Origin of the sequence: Streptomyces sp. NPDC016845, from assembly GCF_044332585.1 — a bacterium.
In the GTDB taxonomy this organism is placed as follows: domain Bacteria; phylum Actinomycetota; class Actinomycetes; order Streptomycetales; family Streptomycetaceae; genus Streptomyces.
The window spans coordinates 393,701-408,666 of the sequence record NZ_JBIRPI010000001.1 but is presented as its reverse complement, the minus strand read 5'-3'; the positions used below and the strand labels follow the sequence as shown (position 1 = coordinate 408,666).

At 72.0% G+C, this 14,966-nt stretch carries 11 protein-coding genes and 1 pseudogene; 8 read left to right on the top strand and 4 right to left on the bottom strand.

Translation table 11 applies throughout. The features are described 5' to 3' along the window. Window positions 1-622: 622 nt before the first annotated feature. Both rsgA and ACH4RC_RS01745 read right to left on the bottom strand, forming a co-directional pair. Complete coding sequence (gene rsgA, locus ACH4RC_RS01750; protein ID WP_398193767.1) at window positions 623-1,729, bottom strand: ribosome small subunit-dependent GTPase A; 1,107 nt, start codon at window positions 1,727-1,729, stop codon at window positions 623-625. Between the two features lie 270 nt (window positions 1,730-1,999). After that, window positions 2,000-2,449, bottom strand: a complete 450-nt coding sequence (locus tag ACH4RC_RS01745; RefSeq protein WP_398193764.1) for an Lrp/AsnC family transcriptional regulator — start codon at window positions 2,447-2,449, stop codon at window positions 2,000-2,002. Between the two features lie 147 nt (window positions 2,450-2,596). On the opposite strand from ACH4RC_RS01745, the gene ACH4RC_RS01740 reads away from it, so the two are divergent. Next, on the top strand, window positions 2,597-3,631 hold the full coding sequence (locus ACH4RC_RS01740; protein ID WP_398193761.1) for an asparaginase: 1,035 nt from the start codon (window positions 2,597-2,599) through the stop codon (window positions 3,629-3,631). A gap of 12 nt (window positions 3,632-3,643) precedes the next feature. Here ACH4RC_RS01740 and ACH4RC_RS01735 read toward each other — a convergent pair whose 3' ends face one another. Next, window positions 3,644-4,966, bottom strand: coding sequence for a radical SAM protein (locus ACH4RC_RS01735; protein WP_398193758.1), 1,323 nt, complete (start codon window positions 4,964-4,966; stop codon window positions 3,644-3,646). Between the two features lie 221 nt (window positions 4,967-5,187). On the opposite strand from ACH4RC_RS01735, the gene ACH4RC_RS01730 reads away from it, so the two are divergent. From ACH4RC_RS01730 to ACH4RC_RS01705, 6 genes and pseudogenes are all read left to right on the top strand, one after another. Then, a complete protein-coding gene (locus ACH4RC_RS01730; RefSeq protein WP_398193756.1) occupies window positions 5,188-6,453 on the top strand; it encodes an FAD-binding protein in 1,266 nt (421 codons plus the stop codon). A 167-nt stretch (window positions 6,454-6,620) separates the two neighbouring features. Next, on the top strand, window positions 6,621-9,464 hold the full coding sequence (locus tag ACH4RC_RS01725) for a glycoside hydrolase family 2 TIM barrel-domain containing protein (RefSeq protein WP_398193753.1): 2,844 nt from the start codon (window positions 6,621-6,623) through the stop codon (window positions 9,462-9,464). Window positions 9,465-9,541: 77 nt separating this feature from the next. Beyond that, window positions 9,542-9,637 (top strand): annotated as a pseudogene (locus ACH4RC_RS01720) (transcriptional regulator); the annotation flags it as partial. Beyond that, the gene (locus tag ACH4RC_RS01715; RefSeq protein ID WP_398193752.1) at window positions 9,634-9,804 is read left to right on the top strand and encodes a DUF397 domain-containing protein; all 171 of its coding nucleotides are present in this window, start codon (window positions 9,634-9,636) and stop codon (window positions 9,802-9,804) included. The pseudogene ACH4RC_RS01720 and the gene ACH4RC_RS01715, both read left to right, overlap by 4 nt. Next, entirely contained in the window at window positions 9,801-10,748 is a 948-nt protein-coding gene (locus ACH4RC_RS01710) for a phosphotransferase family protein (RefSeq protein ID WP_398193750.1), read from the top strand. Before ACH4RC_RS01715 ends, ACH4RC_RS01710 begins: the two co-directional genes overlap by 4 nt. A gap of 112 nt (window positions 10,749-10,860) precedes the next feature. Continuing rightward, complete coding sequence (locus ACH4RC_RS01705) at window positions 10,861-12,903, top strand: NAD(+) synthase (protein WP_398193748.1); 2,043 nt, start codon at window positions 10,861-10,863, stop codon at window positions 12,901-12,903. A 10-nt stretch (window positions 12,904-12,913) separates the two neighbouring features. Here ACH4RC_RS01705 and ACH4RC_RS01700 read toward each other — a convergent pair whose 3' ends face one another. After that, window positions 12,914-13,894: a GlxA family transcriptional regulator gene (locus ACH4RC_RS01700; RefSeq protein WP_398193745.1), complete on the bottom strand. Its 981-nt coding sequence runs from the start codon at window positions 13,892-13,894 to the stop codon at window positions 12,914-12,916. Between the two features lie 69 nt (window positions 13,895-13,963). Here ACH4RC_RS01700 and ACH4RC_RS01695 point away from each other — a divergent pair, with 69 nt between their 5' ends. After that, entirely contained in the window at window positions 13,964-14,929 is a 966-nt protein-coding gene (locus ACH4RC_RS01695; RefSeq protein WP_398193742.1) for an NADP-dependent oxidoreductase, read from the top strand. Window positions 14,930-14,966: the final 37 nt, after the last annotated feature.

Genomic DNA, 14,966 nt, shown 5'->3' with positions numbered 1-14,966 from the left:
CGCCGTTCCTCGCGCCCCTCGGAGCGTCTGCCAGGTTGCTGTCGTATCACGACCGCCGGTCGGTGGGGCGTCTCGCGCCGTTCCCCGCGCCCCTCGGAGCGTCTGCCGGGTTGCTGTCGTATCACGACCGCCGGTCGGTGGGGCGTCTCGCGCCGTTCCCCGCGCCCCTCGGAGCGTCTGCCGGGTTGCTGTCGTATCGCGACCACCGGCCGGTGGGGCGTCTCGCGCCGTTCCCCGCGCCCCTCGGAGCGTCTGCCGGGTTGCTGTCGCATCGCGGCCGCGGCCCGGCGGGGGCTGGTCGCGCCGTTCCTCGCGTCCCTCGGAGCGTCTGCCGGGTTGCTGTCGTATCGCGGCCGCGGCCCGGCGGGGGCTGGTCGCGCCGTTCCTCGCGCCCCTGGGGGCTTGCGGCTTTGCCGTGCCTCCGGGGGCGGTGGGCCGCGCCGGTCTGAGATGGCGCACGAAGTGCGCCATCTCAGGGGCGCGGGGAACTGCGCGACCAGCCACGACGGCGCAGCACCCGGCAACCTAGGGCATCGCGGCGCAGCCGCATGCTCCAGGGCGCGGGGACGCGCGTCGCACCCGGCAACGCGACAGAACGTGGCGGAGGCGCGATCGGCGGCCGCTACATGTGCCGGCCCCGCTTCGCCTCGAGCGCGGCCCGCCCCTCGGCCCCCCTCCGCTTCCACACCTGCCGCATCTCACTCCGCAACCGCGCATCCGTCCTGGCGGCCAGCCGCTCGTTCTCCCGCAACAGCTTGCGGTAACTGTCGAGCCGCCGCTGATGAAGCGTCCCGTCAGCCAGCGCGGCGAGCACCGCACAGCCGGGTTCGACCGTGTGCGCGCAGTCCTGGAACCGGCAGTCCTCCGCCAGCGCCTGGATCTCGGCGAAGACCTGCCCGACACCGCTCCCGGCGTCGTAGAGCCCGACGCCGCGCAGTCCGGGCGTGTCGATGAGGACGCCCCCGCCGGGCAGGACGAACAGATTGCGGGTGGTCGTTGTGTGCCGCCCCTTGCCGTCGATGTCACGGACGGCCCGGACCTCCATGAGATCGGCGCCGAGCAGCGCGTTCGCGAGGGTGGACTTCCCCGCGCCGGACTGCCCGAGCAGCACCGACGTGCCCCCGGCGACGACTGCCCGCAGGACATCGGTGCCGTCGCCGTCGTGCGCGCTGACGGCCAGCACCTGGACGCCGGGCGCGCTGGTCTCGGCGTCGCGGACGAGGTACGACAGCGTGACGGGGTCGGGGACGAGGTCCGCCTTGGTCAGTACGACGAGCGGCTGGGCGCCGGATTCCCAGGCGAGCGCGAGAAACCGTTCGATGCGGCCGAGGTCGAGCTCCGCGGCGAGGGACACCGCGATGACCGCGTGGTCGACGTTGGCGGCGAGGATCTGGCCCTCGGACCGTCTGGAGGAGGTGGACCGCACGAAGGCGGTGCGGCGCGGCAGGTACGCCCGGACGTAGCGCGGGTCGCGGTCGTCCGGGTCGACGGCGGCCCAGTCGCCGGTGCAGATGACCTTCATGGGGTCGCGGGGGACGACGTACTCGGTGTCGGCGTGCACGGTGCCGTCGGGCGTGACGAGGTCGCACCGCCCGCGGTCGACACGCAGCACCCGCCCGGGCACGAGCCCGCGCCCGGCGTACGGGGCGAACTCGGCGGCCCAGTGACTGTCCCAGCCGTAGGGCGCGAGAACGGGGTGGTCAGAACCGGAAGCAGAACTGAGAGACAAGGGGTGACCCTTCGAGGGCGGCCCCGGCGACGCAGGAAAGCGGAGCGGATCGGCTCAGCCGGTGGCCTTGGAGGTGGACTTGATGAACTCCGGGATGCGGGCAGCGCCCATCGCAACGACAGTCATCGGTTCAACACCTCCTGTTTGAGCACTCGGTTCACGACCGCCGGTCGGTCGGACAGGACGACCGTAGCCGCGCCTCCGCCGCCCCCGCCACCTATTTACCCGCCCCCACGGGAAACGGGCGGCATCAGGCCCTCGGCCGGGCCGTCAGACGGGCAGACCCCGCGGCTCCTTCACCCGCTTCATGATGATCTGCGAGTTCACCTCGGTCACCCCGTCGAGCGTCGTCAGCCGCTCGATCCACAGGCGCTCGTACGCGGCCAGGTCCGCGACCGCGATGCGCAGGAGGCAGCCGGGGCTGCCGAAGAGGCGGTAGGCCTCGATGACGTCGGGGATCTCCTGGAGGGCGCGTTCGAACGCCTCGACGGCCGCGCGGTCGCGGCGCACCTCGATGGAGACGAGGACCTCGAAGCCGCGGCCGACGGCTCCGGGGTCGACGATCGCGCGGTACCCCTGGATCACGCCGTCCTTCTCCAGCTGGCGGACGCGGCGCATGCACGGGGACGGGCTGAGGCCCACGCGCTGGGCCAGCTCCTGATTGCTGAGGCGCCCGTCGCTCTGCAGCTCACGCAAGATATGCAAGTCGATCGCGTCCATGACGCAATTGTGCGCCACGGATCTCCGGATCATGAGCCATCATTCGCAATCCGATTGCGCCTCTCCCGATTTATCCTTGCTGGAGATCGAACGTGCGTACCCCCACGCTCGCCACCCCCACCAGCTCCATCTCCGCGAGGCAGCCCCATGGATCGCATCCGCACGCCCAAGCGCATCACCCTCATCAGCACCGGTGGCACCATCGCCAGCCGTTGGCAGGGCACCGGTTACGCCGCCGACGCGGGCGGGGACACCGTCCTGGCGAGCGCCGCCGTGCCGGACGGGGTGGCGGTCGAGGTCGTCGACCTGTTCAACGTGAACAGCTCACGCATGACGAGCGAGCGCCAGCTCACCCTCCTGCGCACCGTGCGCGAGGTGCTCGCCGACCCGGACGTGGACGGCATCGTCGTCACGCACGGCACGGACACCCTGGAGGAGTCCGCGTTCCTGCTCGACCTGCACCACGACGACCCGCGCCCGGTCGTCTTCACGGGCGCGCAGAAGCCGCTCGGCGCCACCGACGGCGACGGCCCGGGGAACATGTACGACGCGCTTCAGGTCGCCGCGTCCGTACGGGACCTGGGCGTCCTGGTCGTCTTCGACGGGCGGGTGCACGCCGCGCGCGGCACGGTGAAGACGCAGACGCTCGCCGAGAACGCGTTCGCGGACCCGTCGGCCGGCCCGCTGGGCCGTCTCGGCTTCGGCCGGGTCGACATCCGTACCGAGGTGCGGCGTCCGGCCCCGCTCCCCGCGCCGCCCGAGAAGACCCGGATACCGCGCGTCGACATCGTCATGCACCACAGCGACGCCGACCCGGCGCTCTTCGAGGCCGCGCTCGCCGCGGGTGCGCGGGGCATCGTGCTCGTCGCGACCGGCGCGGGCAACGCGACGCCGGAGTTCGTCGACGCGGTCTCGGCCGCCGTCCGCCACGGGGTCCTGGTCGCCGTCAGCACCCGGGTCCCGGCCGGGCCGCTCGCCGAGATCTACACGGGCGGCGGCGCCGTCGACCTCGTAGCCGCCGGAGCGGTGCTCTCGGGCACGCTGCGCGCGGGCCAGACCCGGATCGCCGTGCTCGCCGCGCTGCTCGCGGACGCCACGTCCGCGTCCCGCCCCGACCTGCTGCGCAGGCTGATCGCCGCGCCGCTCCCCCAGAGCGACGCGGCGGACGGGAAAGCCGCGTAACGGCGCGAGGTCTCAGACCTCCACGGCCTCCTCGTTCGGCGCGAGGCTGTCCATGAAGGAAGAGACGGAGAACACGGCGCGGCCCGCGCCCGACGGGCCGTAGCCGGGCGGGGACGACAGACCGTACTCGTCCATCGTCGAGCGGTACGCGTCGAGCAGCCGGATGTGGTACTCCAGCGGGGCGCCGTTCGGGTTCTCCTTGCCGAGCGGCGTCGTCGGCTCGGGGCACCACGTGGTGAAGCGCGGGGTGATGCCGTTCGACATGAAGAAGCGCAGGCCCTCGGTGGTGGAGGCGATGGCCTCGTCGACCGTCTTGAAGCCGAAGGGCTCGGCCATCTCCACACCCGCGACGAAGTTGGGGATCACGTTGCGCGCGCCGAACACGTCACGGGAGTCGAGGATGCGCTTGTGCCACTCGTCACGGCCGACGTAGCGCTCCTTGCCCGGGCAGTACATCTTGAACAGGTACTCGTCCCACACCTCGAAGTTGGGGTGGTAGATCTGGATGCCGTAGTCCTTGAAGCGCTGGACGTCGTCCTTGGGCAGCGCCTGCGCGACGACCTTGCCGATCCAGCGCCCGGGGAAGTGCTCCTCGATGGCCTTGGCGTAGCGCCCGTAGAAGTCGGCCTCGTCCAGGCCCTGCACCTTCGAGGTGATCGCGCCGCCGGTGAGCGTGTACGCGGTCGACGCCTTCGCGGTGTCGTACTGGTTGATGATGTCGAGGGCCTCGAGGACCTCGTCGACGTCCTTGACGCCCGTGTAGGGGCGGCCGGCCGCCTTGTGCTGGCGCCAGTTGTGGTTGATGTCGCAGTACTGGCACTCCTCCTTGGCGCCGAAGTACTGGCAGACGCGGAACGCGGTCAGATAGATCAGGTAGCCCCACTGGATCGTCGGGGCCACCTCCATGACCGACTTCCCGTTGGAGAGCTTGTGGCGGTAGTACTCCGGCATCGGGGGCACGCCCACGTCGGCGATGCGCTTGCCGTCGAGGTAGAGGCCGAGCATGCCGTCCTCGTCGGCGGCCACCCGGTACGGGGACGACGGGTTCACGCGGACCGAGACGACCGTGCGGCGCAGGTCGTAGGGGCCGCCGGTGAGGACGATCTCCTCGGGCGGGCGGCGCAGCGCGGCCTCGCCCAGCTCCGGCAGGGTGCCGTGGTCGAAGGAGAAGATGAAGTACGACTTCGGCTTGACCTCGCCGTCCTCGTTGTCGCTGAGCGCCGAGGGGTCGAAGGCGACACCGCCGCGCAGCAGGTCCTCCTTGAAGACCGCCTCTTTCGGAACGTGCGGGAAGCGCTCCATCAGGTCCTCTACCAGCGCCGTACGGCTCTGCATCCCGTATCTCCTTGCTTGCTGCGGCTTGCTGCGGCTTGCTTTCCCAGGACGTGGTGCGACAGTCCTACGCGTTACGCCGTTACAACGGTATGCCCCCGCTTGTCACGCAATCGTGCCGGGGTCGGATCCCGTGGTCTCCTGGGACGCCCCGGCCTCCTGGTCTTCCCGGGCAGGCGTGATCCAATCTGCGGGACGCCCGCATCCGAGAGAGGCAGTGCACCGTGTCCGAAGCGCCCGAAGTGTCTGGAGCCGTGGCCAACTGGGCCCGCAACATCACCTTCTCCACCACCGAACTGCACCGCCCCCGCTCCCTCGACGAGCTGCGCACCCTCGTCGCCGGGAGCGCGCACATACGGGTCCTCGGCAGCGGCCACTCCTTCAACCGCGTCGCCGATGTGGACGCCGGCCGGTCGGGCGCGCTCGTCTCGCTCGCCTCGCTCCCCGGCGGCATCGAAGTGGACGCGGAGAAGCGGACCGTACGGGTCGGCGGCGGCGTCCGCTACGCCGAGCTGGCCGCTGAGCTGCACGCGCACGGCCTCGCCCTGCCGAACATGGCGTCGCTCCCCCACATCTCGGTCGCCGGGTCCGTGGCGACGGGCACCCACGGCTCGGGCGTCCGCAACCGTTCCCTGGCGGAGGCGGTGCGGGCGGTGGAGATCCTGACGGCCGACGGCGAGACGGTCACGTTCGCGCGCGGCGAGGAGGGGTTCGAGGGCGCGGTCGTCTCGCTGGGCGCGCTGGGGGTGGTCCTGTCGCTGACGCTCGACACGGAGCCGGCGTTCGAGGTGGCGCAGCACGTGTTCGGCCGGCTGCCGCTCGAAGGGCTCGACTTCACGGCCGTCTCCTCGGCCGCGTACAGCGTGAGCATGTTCACGAAGTGGCGCGGCCCCTGGTTCGACCAGGTGTGGGTCAAGCGGCGGCTGCCCGAGCCGGTCGACTTCCCGTGGGCGGAGCCCGCCACACAGGCGCAGCACCCGGTGCCGGGGATGGACGCGGTGCACTGCACGGAGCAGTTCGGCGTGCCGGGCCCGTGGCACGAGCGGCTTCCGCATTTCCGCGCCGGCTTCATGCCCAGCAGCGGCGACGAGCTGCAGTCCGAGTACCTGCTGCCGCGCGAGCACGCCACGGCCGCGCTGCGCGCGCTGGACGCGGTGAGCGAGCGGATCGCACCGGTGCTCCAGGTGTGCGAGGTGCGGACGGTCGCCGCCGACCGGCAGTGGCTGAGCCCCGCGTACGGCAGGGACACGGTCGCCTTCCACTTCACGTGGGTGGCGGACACGGAGCGCGTGCTGCCCGTCGTCTCGCTCGTCGAGGACCGGCTGCGGGACTTCGCTCCGCGCCCGCACTGGGGGAAGGTGTTCACGGCCGCGCCGGAGCGGATCGCCGAGCGCTATCCGCACGCCGCCGACTTCGCGGCGCTGGTGCGGCGGCTCGACCCGCGCGGCGTGTTCAGCAACGCATTCGTACGGGGGGTGCTGCCGCGCTGAGCGCCACCTGAAGGGGGCCAGGACTTTCGTGGGGCGGCTTGGACGGGGCGCCAGGACTTTCGGGTGAGTTGTTGGACTTTCGCCGCCGCCGGGTGGCCGCGCCCGGGACGGCTGGGTAACGCTTCCCCGTCAGACCTCTCGGCCCGCCGCCGCAAGGAGCCAGCCCCATGTCCTTCTCGTACGTCGAGGATGTCCTGCCCGGGAACGGAGCGCTGCCGCCACGCGCCTGGTACGCGGAGTCCTCCGCCGCGTCCCTTTCCCTGAACGGCGCGTGGCGCTTCCGGCTGTCGGAGACAGCTGACGCGCACGATGACTCCTTCGCCGCCGAGGGATACGGCGAGGGCGACGACGCCGGGGAGTGGGCGGAGGTGACGGTGCCGGGCCACTGGGTGCTCCAGGGCCACGGTGCGCCGCTCTACACGAACCACCTCTACCCGTTCCCGGTCGACCCGCCGCACGTCCCGGCCGAGAACCCGACCGGCGACCACCTGCGCGTCTTCGACCTGCCGGACGGCTGGCCGGCCGATGACGGCGGGGCGACGCTGCGCTTCGACGGCGTCGAGTCCTGTGCGCGGGTGTGGCTGAACGGCACCGGCATCGGCGAGTTCAAGGGCAGCCGCCTGCCGCACGAGTTCGCGGTCGGCCACCTGCTGCGACCGACCGGGAACGTCCTCGCGGTCCGGGTCCACCAGTGGTCGGCCGGCTCGTACCTGGAGGACCAGGACCAGTGGTGGCTGCCGGGCATCTTCCGCGACGTGACGCTGCTGCACCGCCCGGCCGACGGCGCGCTCGACTTCTTCGTCCACGCGTCGTACGACCACACGGCCGGTACGGGAACGCTCCGCGTGGACAGCGACGTGAACGGGCGGGTCACCGTGGACGGGCTGGGGGTCGAGGTGGCGACGGGCGAGACGGTGACGGTCCCCGTCGAGCCGTGGACGGCGGAGACGCCACGCCTGTACGCGGGCGCCCTGGACACCGGCGGCGAGCGCGTCCCGCTGCGGATCGGGTTCCGTACGGTGGAGCTCTCGGACGGGCTGATCAAGGTGAACGGCGTACCGGTCCTCTTCAAGGGCGTGAACCGGCACGAGTGGCACCCGGAGCGCGGCCGCGCCCTGGACCTGGAGACGATGCGCCGCGACGTGGAGCTGATGAAGGCCCACAACATCAACGCGGTCCGCACCTCCCACTACCCGCCGCACCCCGCCTTCCTCGACCTGTGCGACGAGTACGGCCTGTGGGTGATCGACGAGTGCGACCTGGAGACGCACGGCTTCGTCGAACAGGGCTGGCGCGACAACCCGGTCGACGACGACCGCTGGACCCCGGCGCTCCTCGACCGCGCGGCACGCATGGTGGAGCGCGACAAGAACCACCCGTCGGTGGTGGTGTGGTCCCTGGGCAACGAGGCGGGCACGGGCCGCGGCCTCACCGCGATGGCGGAATGGATCCGCGGCCGGGACCCGGAACGCCTCATCCACTACGAGGGCGACGCCAACTGCCGCGACGTGGACGTGTATTCACGCATGTACGCGGATCACGCGGAGGTCGACCGGATCGGCCGGGGCCTCGACGGCGGCCCGTCGCACCGCCGCGCCCTCCCCTTCATCCTGTGCGAGTACGCCCACGCGATGGGCAACGGCCCCGGCGGCCTGGCCGACTACCAGCGCCTGTTCGCGGCCCACGACCGCCTCCAGGGCGCCTTCGTCTGGGAGTGGATCGACCACGGGATCGCCGACGAGCGGTACGGGTACGCGTACGGCGGCGACTTCGGCGAGGAGCTGCACGACGGGAACTTCGTCTGTGACGGTCTGCTCTTCCCCGACCGGACCCCCTCACCGGGCCTGCTGGAGTTCAAGAAGGTGATCGAGCCGGTGCGGTTCGAGATCGACGCGACGGCGGGCACGGTGCGCGTCACCAACCGGTTCGACTTCCGTGACCTGTCGGGCCTGACCTTCACGTGGTCGTACGAGGAGGAGGACGAGGGCGCTGTCGCGTCCGGGCCGCTCACGGTGCCCGCGCTCGGACCCGGCGAGTCGACGGAGCTGAAGCTGCCGCGGGACCGTGCCGGTTCGCCGGACGGGTGGACGCTGCGGGCTCTGGACGCGGACGGCCACGAGGTGGCGTGGGGCCGGCCGGAGGTGACCACGGCCGCCGTGCGGGCGGCGCGGTTCCCAGGCCGCTCCGGAACCCGCCCGGTGCCCGGCCCCGACCGGATCACGGTCGGCCCCGGCGTCTTCGACGCACGGACCGGCACCGCGCTCTCGATCGGCGGGGTCGAGGTGGTGGGGCCGCGCCTCGACGTGTGGCGGGCGCCCACCGACAACGACAACGGGGCGAGCTGGCAGAACGACGAGCGGCTCGGCCTGCTGTGGCGCCGCCTCGGGCTGCACCGCGTGCGACACCGGGCCGACGCGGTGGAGGTGACGGACGACGCGCTGACCGTGCGCGGCCGGTCCGCCCCCGCCGGGACCGACATCGGTCTGCGGACCCTGTTCCGCTGGTCGGCCGACGAGGAGCTGCTGCGCCTCGCCGTCTCGGTCGTCCCCGAGGGCGACTGGCGCGTCCCGCTGCCCCGGCTAGGGGTGCGGCTCGGCCTTCCGGGCGGCGCGGACGCCGTGCGCTGGTTCGGCGGCGGCCCCGGTGAGGCCTATCCGGACACGCGGGCGGCGTCCCGCGTCGGCCGGTGGGAGTCGACGGTCGACGCGCTCCAGACGCCCTATGTGCGCCCGCAGGAGAACGGTGCACGGGCCGACGTGCGGTGGGCCGAGATCGGGGGGCTGCGCGTCGAGGGCTCCCCCGACTTCTTCTTCACCGCCCGCCGCTGGACCACGGAACACCTGGACGCGGCCGAACACCTCACGGACCTCGTCCCGGGCGACACGGTGTGGCTGAACCTGGACCACGCCCTGCAAGGCATCGGCTCGCAGTCGTGCGGCCCGGGGGTGCTGCCGCAGTATCGCCTGACTCCGGGGTCCGCCGAGTTCACCTTCACCTTCCGTACGTGCTGAACGCGGCCCGGACCGTCTTGCCCGGTACGGCGGGCGGGTGCGCGGTGCGCGGTCCCGCCCCGGGCGCCGCGCGGTACAGCGTGCTTCAGACGCGGCATGCGAAACTGCGGACGCAGGCCCTCACCCCAGAGGGTTCCGTGACCCTGCTGAAGCGACTGCGAGGAGCACGATGACCTGGTTCAGGAGCGGCCGCAGCAAAAGCACGGGCGACGGCGGCTGCGTAGAAGCAGCCACCTGCCCCGCCACCACTCACGTCCGCGGCTCGAAGCGCACGGCGGACCCGCACCTCACCCTCTCCTCGGCCGCCTGGACGGACTTCGCAGGGTTCGCCGCGCGATGAGCGGCCCCATACAGAGACGGCTCGCCGCGGCGCTCGGCGCGGCGGGCGTTCCCTGGAGCGAGGTGCGGTCGCACGAGGAACTCGGCGGCGGCACCTTCAACACGGTCTTCCGCGTCCGGCGTTCCGACGGCACCGGGCTGGTCGTGAAGCTGGCGCCGGAGGCGAACGTCCCCGTACTCCGGTACGAGGAGGGCATCCTCGGCACCGAGGCGTGGTTCTACGACCTGGTGCGGGACGAGGCGCCCGAGCTGCCGTTCCCCGTCGCACTGGCACCGGCGACCGCCGGCCACCTGGTCATGTCGGAGTGTGCGGGCAGTCCCCTGCCGGCAGCCGACGTACCCCGACGCGACGTGCTGCGGGCCGGGCTGGGACGCCACGTGGCCGCCCTGCACACGCTCAAGGGCACCGGCTTCGGCTACCCGGCCCGTCCTTTGCTGACCACCTGGCGGGACGCCTTCCTGGGCATGATCGACGACATCCTGCGGGACGCGGACCGCTTCGGCGTCGTACTGCCGCGACCGGCGGACGAGATCCGGGCGCTGTTCGCGGCGCACGGCGGGCTACTGGACGAGGTGACGACACCCCGCCTGGTCCACTTCGACCTCTGGGACGGCAACATCCTGGTCGACGACGGGCACGTCACCGCGTTGATAGACGCGGAACGGGCCTTCTGGGGCGACCCGTTGGCGGAGTTCGTCTCGCTGGCCCTCTTCGACGACATCGAGCGGGACGAGCACTTCCTGACCGCGTACCGGGAGGCGGGCGGCCCGGCCGTCCTTGACGAGGCCGGACGCCGACGCCTCGCGCTCTACCGGGCGTACCTCTACCTGATCATGTGGGTAGAGGCGGCACCACGCCGATTCACCGAGGAACGGATCGAGTGGCTGCGGCGACACGTTGTGCACCCGTTGTCCGGGATGCTCGACGCGTGGTCCGGGCGCTGAGCCGTCCGGGCGGGGGGCGAAGGAGGGGGCTGCTTCGGCGAGCGCCGGCGCTCTTTCCCGGCACGAGCGGGCCCCGCGCGCAGTGGTTCCGCCCGGTTGTCATGATGGAGGGGTGAACTTCCGGTCGATTTATGCTCATGGTTTCGCTCGGGTGGCCGCATGCACCGGCCAGACCTTCATCGCGGACCCGCCCGCCAACGCCGAGGCGATCCTGCGCCAGGGACGCAGATGTGCCGACGAGGGGGTTGCCGTCGCGGTCTTTCCCGAGCTGGGGCTGACCGGGTACTCCATCGAGGATCTGTTTCTGCAGGACGCCGTCCTCGATGACGTGGAGCGGGCACTCGCCGACGTGGTGAAAGGGTCGGCGGAGCTGCTGACCGTTCTGGTCGTCGGGGCGCCGCTGCGGCACCGGGGGCGCGTCTACAACTGCGCCGTCGTGGTCCACAAGGGACGGATTCTCGGCGTCGCGCCCAAGTCGTACCTGCCGAACTACCGGGAGTTCTACGAGCGCCGCCAGCTCGCCCCCGGTGACGACATCCGCGGGGCGACGATCCGGGTCGGCGGGGAGGACGTCCCCTTCGGCGTCGATCTGCTGTTCGCCGCCGAGGACGTGCCGGGGCTCGTCGTGCACGTGGAGATCTGCGAGGACATGTGGCTGCCGGTGCCGCCGAGCGCCGAGGCGGCCCTCGCCGGGGCGACCGTCGTCCTCAATCTGTCCGGCAGCCCCATCACCGTGGGGCGCGCCGACGACCGCAAGATGCTGTGCAGCGCCGCGTCGTCCCGGTACCTGTCCGCCTACGTCTACGCCGCCGCCGGGCTCGGCGAATCCTCGACCGATCTGTCCTGGGACGGACAGACGATGATCTACGAGAACGGGGCGCTCTGCGCCGAGACCGAGCGGTTCCCGGACGGCGACCGCGCCTCGGTCGCCGACATCGACCTGGACCTGCTGCGCCAGGAGCGCCAGCGGATGGGCACCTTCGACGAGAACCGGCGAACGCACTCCGCCCGCACCGGTGACTTCCGGACCGTCCCCTTCCGGGTCGATCCGCCGCTCGAGAAGGACCTCGGGCTCTGCCGCCGCGTCGAGCGGTACCCGTTCGTGCCCGCCGACGCGCGGCGGCTCGCCCAGGACTGCTACGAGGCGTACAACATCCAGGTCGCCGGGTTGCGGCAGCGGCTCGGCGCGATCGGGGACCCGAAGGTCGTGATCGGGGTGTCCGGTGGTCTCGATTCCACCCACGCCCTCATCGTCGCCGCCCGCGCCATGGACCGCGCCGGGCGGCCGCGCAGCGACATCCTCGCCTTCACCATGCCGGGCTTCGCCACCGGCGACCACACCAAAAGCAATGCTCACAAGCTGATGAAGGCGCTCGGCGTCACCGCCGCCGAGCTGGACATCACCGACACGGCGCGGCTGATGCTGAAGGAGATGGACCACCCGTTCTCCTCCGGTGAGCCGGTGTACGACGTCACCTTCGAGAACGTGCAGGCCGGTCTGCGCACCGACTACCTCTTCCGCCTCGCCAACCAGCGCAACGGCATCGTCCTCGGCACCGGCGACCTCTCCGAGCTGGCGCTCGGCTGGTGCACGTACGGCGTCGGCGACCAGATGAGCCACTACAACGTCAACGGCGGCGTGCCGAAGACGCTCATCCAGCACCTCATCCGGTGGGTCGTGAGCAGTGATCTCTTCGGCGACGAGGCCGGGCGGACGCTGACCGCGATCCTCGACACCGAGATCAGCCCCGAGCTGGTGCCCGGCGAGGAGCTCCAGTCGACCGAATCGAAGATCGGCCCGTACGCGCTGCACGACTTCACCCTGTTCTACGTGCTGCGCCACGGGTTCCGGCCCTCGAAGATCGCGTTCCTGGCGTGGCACGCCTGGCGCGACAAGGACGCCGGTGAATGGCCGCCCGGCTTCCCCGAGTCCGATCGCGGCTCCTACGACCTCGCGGAGATCCGGCACTGGCTGGAGTACTTCTGCAAGCGGTTCTTCGGGTTCGCCCAGTTCAAGCGGTCCGCGATGCCGAACGGGCCGAAGGTCTCCGCCGGTGGTTCGCTCTCCCCGCGCGGCGACTGGCGCGCCCCTTCCGACGCCAACGCGAGGGCATGGCTGCGCGACATCGAGCGCTGGGAGTGGCCCACCGGCTGAGGCACCTGCCTCAGACCGGTGCCGCCTCGTTGCGGAACGTGCGGCGGTACGCGCGCGGCGACACCCCGATCGCCGCCTGCAAGTGCTGCCGCAGCGACGTGCCCGTGGCGAAACCGGCCTCCGCCGCGATCCGGTCCACGGTCAGATCCGTGGATTCCAGGAGGTGGCGGGCGCGGTGCACGCGCTGCTGGATCAGCCAGCGGCCGGGGCTCGTGCCCGTCTCCTCCTGGAAGCGGCGGGCGAACGTGCGCCGGCTCATCCGGGCGTGCGCCGCGAGGTCGCGCAGGGCGAGCGGCTGGTCCAGGCGTTCGAGCGCCCACGCGCGCGTGGCGGCGGTGCCGGTGTCGCCCTCGTCGGGGACGGGCTGCTCGATGTACTGGGCCTGGCCGCCGTCGCGCCACGGCGGGACGACACAGTGCCGGGCCACCCGGTTGGCGATCGCGCTGCCGTGGTCGGAGCGGACGACGTGCAGGCACGCGTCGACGCCGGACGCGGCGCCCGCCGAGGTCAGGACCGGGCCGTCGTCGATGAACAGCACGTCGGGGTTGAGCTCGACGTGCGGGAACAGGGTCCGGAAGTGGTCCGCGAGCGCCCAGTGCGTGGTCGCGGTGCGGCCCTCCAACAGGCCGGCCGCCGCAAGGGTGAACGCGCCCGTGCAGATGGAGACGATGCGCGTACCGGGGCGGACGCGGGCGAGCGCGGCGCGCACCTCGTCCGGCAGGTCGGCGGAGAGCCGCCGCAGGTCGTAGGGCGGGACGACCACCGTGTCCGCGCTCTCCAGCGCCTCGGGGCCGTGCTCGACCGTGATCGTGAAATCCGCGTCCGTACGCACCGTGCGCTCCTGCGACGCCGCGCATGTCAGCACCTCGTACGCGCCCGGCACCAGCGGGAAGACCCGGTTCGGGATGCCCAGCTCGAAGGGGTAGACGCCGTCGAGCGCGAGGGTGACGACGCGGTGCGGGCGACGGACGGACAGGGGTTCGGAGCGCATGGCACGATGTTATCGGTTCATGGCAATCTTGCCATTGCCGAGGTCAGCGCCCCGGGGCAGGCTGATCTCATGACCAACGACGACACCACCGGCAAGACCATGAACGCCCTCACCCAGGACACCCTCGGCGACCCCGGCGTCCTGCGCGAGGCCGAGCTGCCCCGCCCCGAGCCCGGCATCGGCCAGATCCTCGTCGCGGTGCACGCCGCCGGGCTCAACCCGACCGACTGGAAGCACCGCGAGTCCGGGGCGTTCCTGGGCCGGCCGCCGTTCACGCTCGGCTGGGACGTGTCCGGCGTCGTCGAGGCGGTCGGCCTCGGCGTCTCCCTCTTCTCCCCCGGCGACGAGGTGATGGGCATGCTGCCCTACCCGTACGGCGCCGGTTCGCACGCCGAGTACGTGGCCGGGCCCGCCCGCGCCTTCGTACCCAAGCCCGCCGGGCTCGGCCACGTCGAGGCCGGCGCGCTGCCGCTCGCCGCGCTGACCGCCTGGCAGGCGCTCGTCGACAACGCCCGGCTGCGGGCCGGGCAGCGGGTGCTGGTGCACGCCGCCGCCGGTGGCGTCGGGCATCTCGCGGTGCAGATCGCGAAGGCGCGCGGCGCGTACGTCATCGGCACGGCCAGCGCCGCCAAGCACGACTTCGTGCGCGGCCTGGGCGCGGACGAGGTCATCGACTACCGCACCGCCGACTTCACGACCGAGGCCCGCGACATCGACGTCGTCCTCGACTCCCTCGGCGGCGAGAACTGCCTGCGCTCCCTCGACGTACTGAGGCCGGGCGGCATCCTCGTGTCGATCCTGCCCGACAAGTGGAGCCAAGTCCCGGCCAAGGCTGCTGAGCTGGGCGTACGCGCCACCTTCATGCTGGTCGAGCACGACCAGGCGGGCATGGCGGCGGTCGCCGGGCTCGCCGAGTCGGGGCAGCTGCGCGCGCACATCGCGCGGACGTACCCGCTCGCCGAGGCGGCCAAGGCGCACGCGGAGGGCGAGACGGGCCACGTCACGGGCAAGCTGGTGTTCGACATCCGTCCGTAGGACGCGGGGCGCGCGTCCATCCGCGGAGCGGTCGCGC

Coding starts and splice junctions, on each gene's coding strand:
- ACH4RC_RS01710 (WP_398193750.1), top strand. CDS start 9,801: ATGAGCGGCCCCATACAGAGACGGCTCGCCGCGGCGCTCGGCGCGGCG.
- ACH4RC_RS01735 (WP_398193758.1), bottom strand. CDS start 4,966: ATGCAGAGCCGTACGGCGCTGGTAGAGGACCTGATGGAGCGCTTCCCG.
- ACH4RC_RS01700 (WP_398193745.1), bottom strand. CDS start 13,894: ATGCGCTCCGAACCCCTGTCCGTCCGTCGCCCGCACCGCGTCGTCACC.
- ACH4RC_RS01740 (WP_398193761.1), top strand. CDS start 2,597: ATGGATCGCATCCGCACGCCCAAGCGCATCACCCTCATCAGCACCGGT.
- ACH4RC_RS01745 (WP_398193764.1), bottom strand. CDS start 2,449: ATGGACGCGATCGACTTGCATATCTTGCGTGAGCTGCAGAGCGACGGG.
- ACH4RC_RS01725 (WP_398193753.1), top strand. CDS start 6,621: ATGTCCTTCTCGTACGTCGAGGATGTCCTGCCCGGGAACGGAGCGCTG.
- ACH4RC_RS01715 (WP_398193752.1), top strand. CDS start 9,634: ATGACCTGGTTCAGGAGCGGCCGCAGCAAAAGCACGGGCGACGGCGGC.
- ACH4RC_RS01695 (WP_398193742.1), top strand. CDS start 13,964: ATGACCAACGACGACACCACCGGCAAGACCATGAACGCCCTCACCCAG.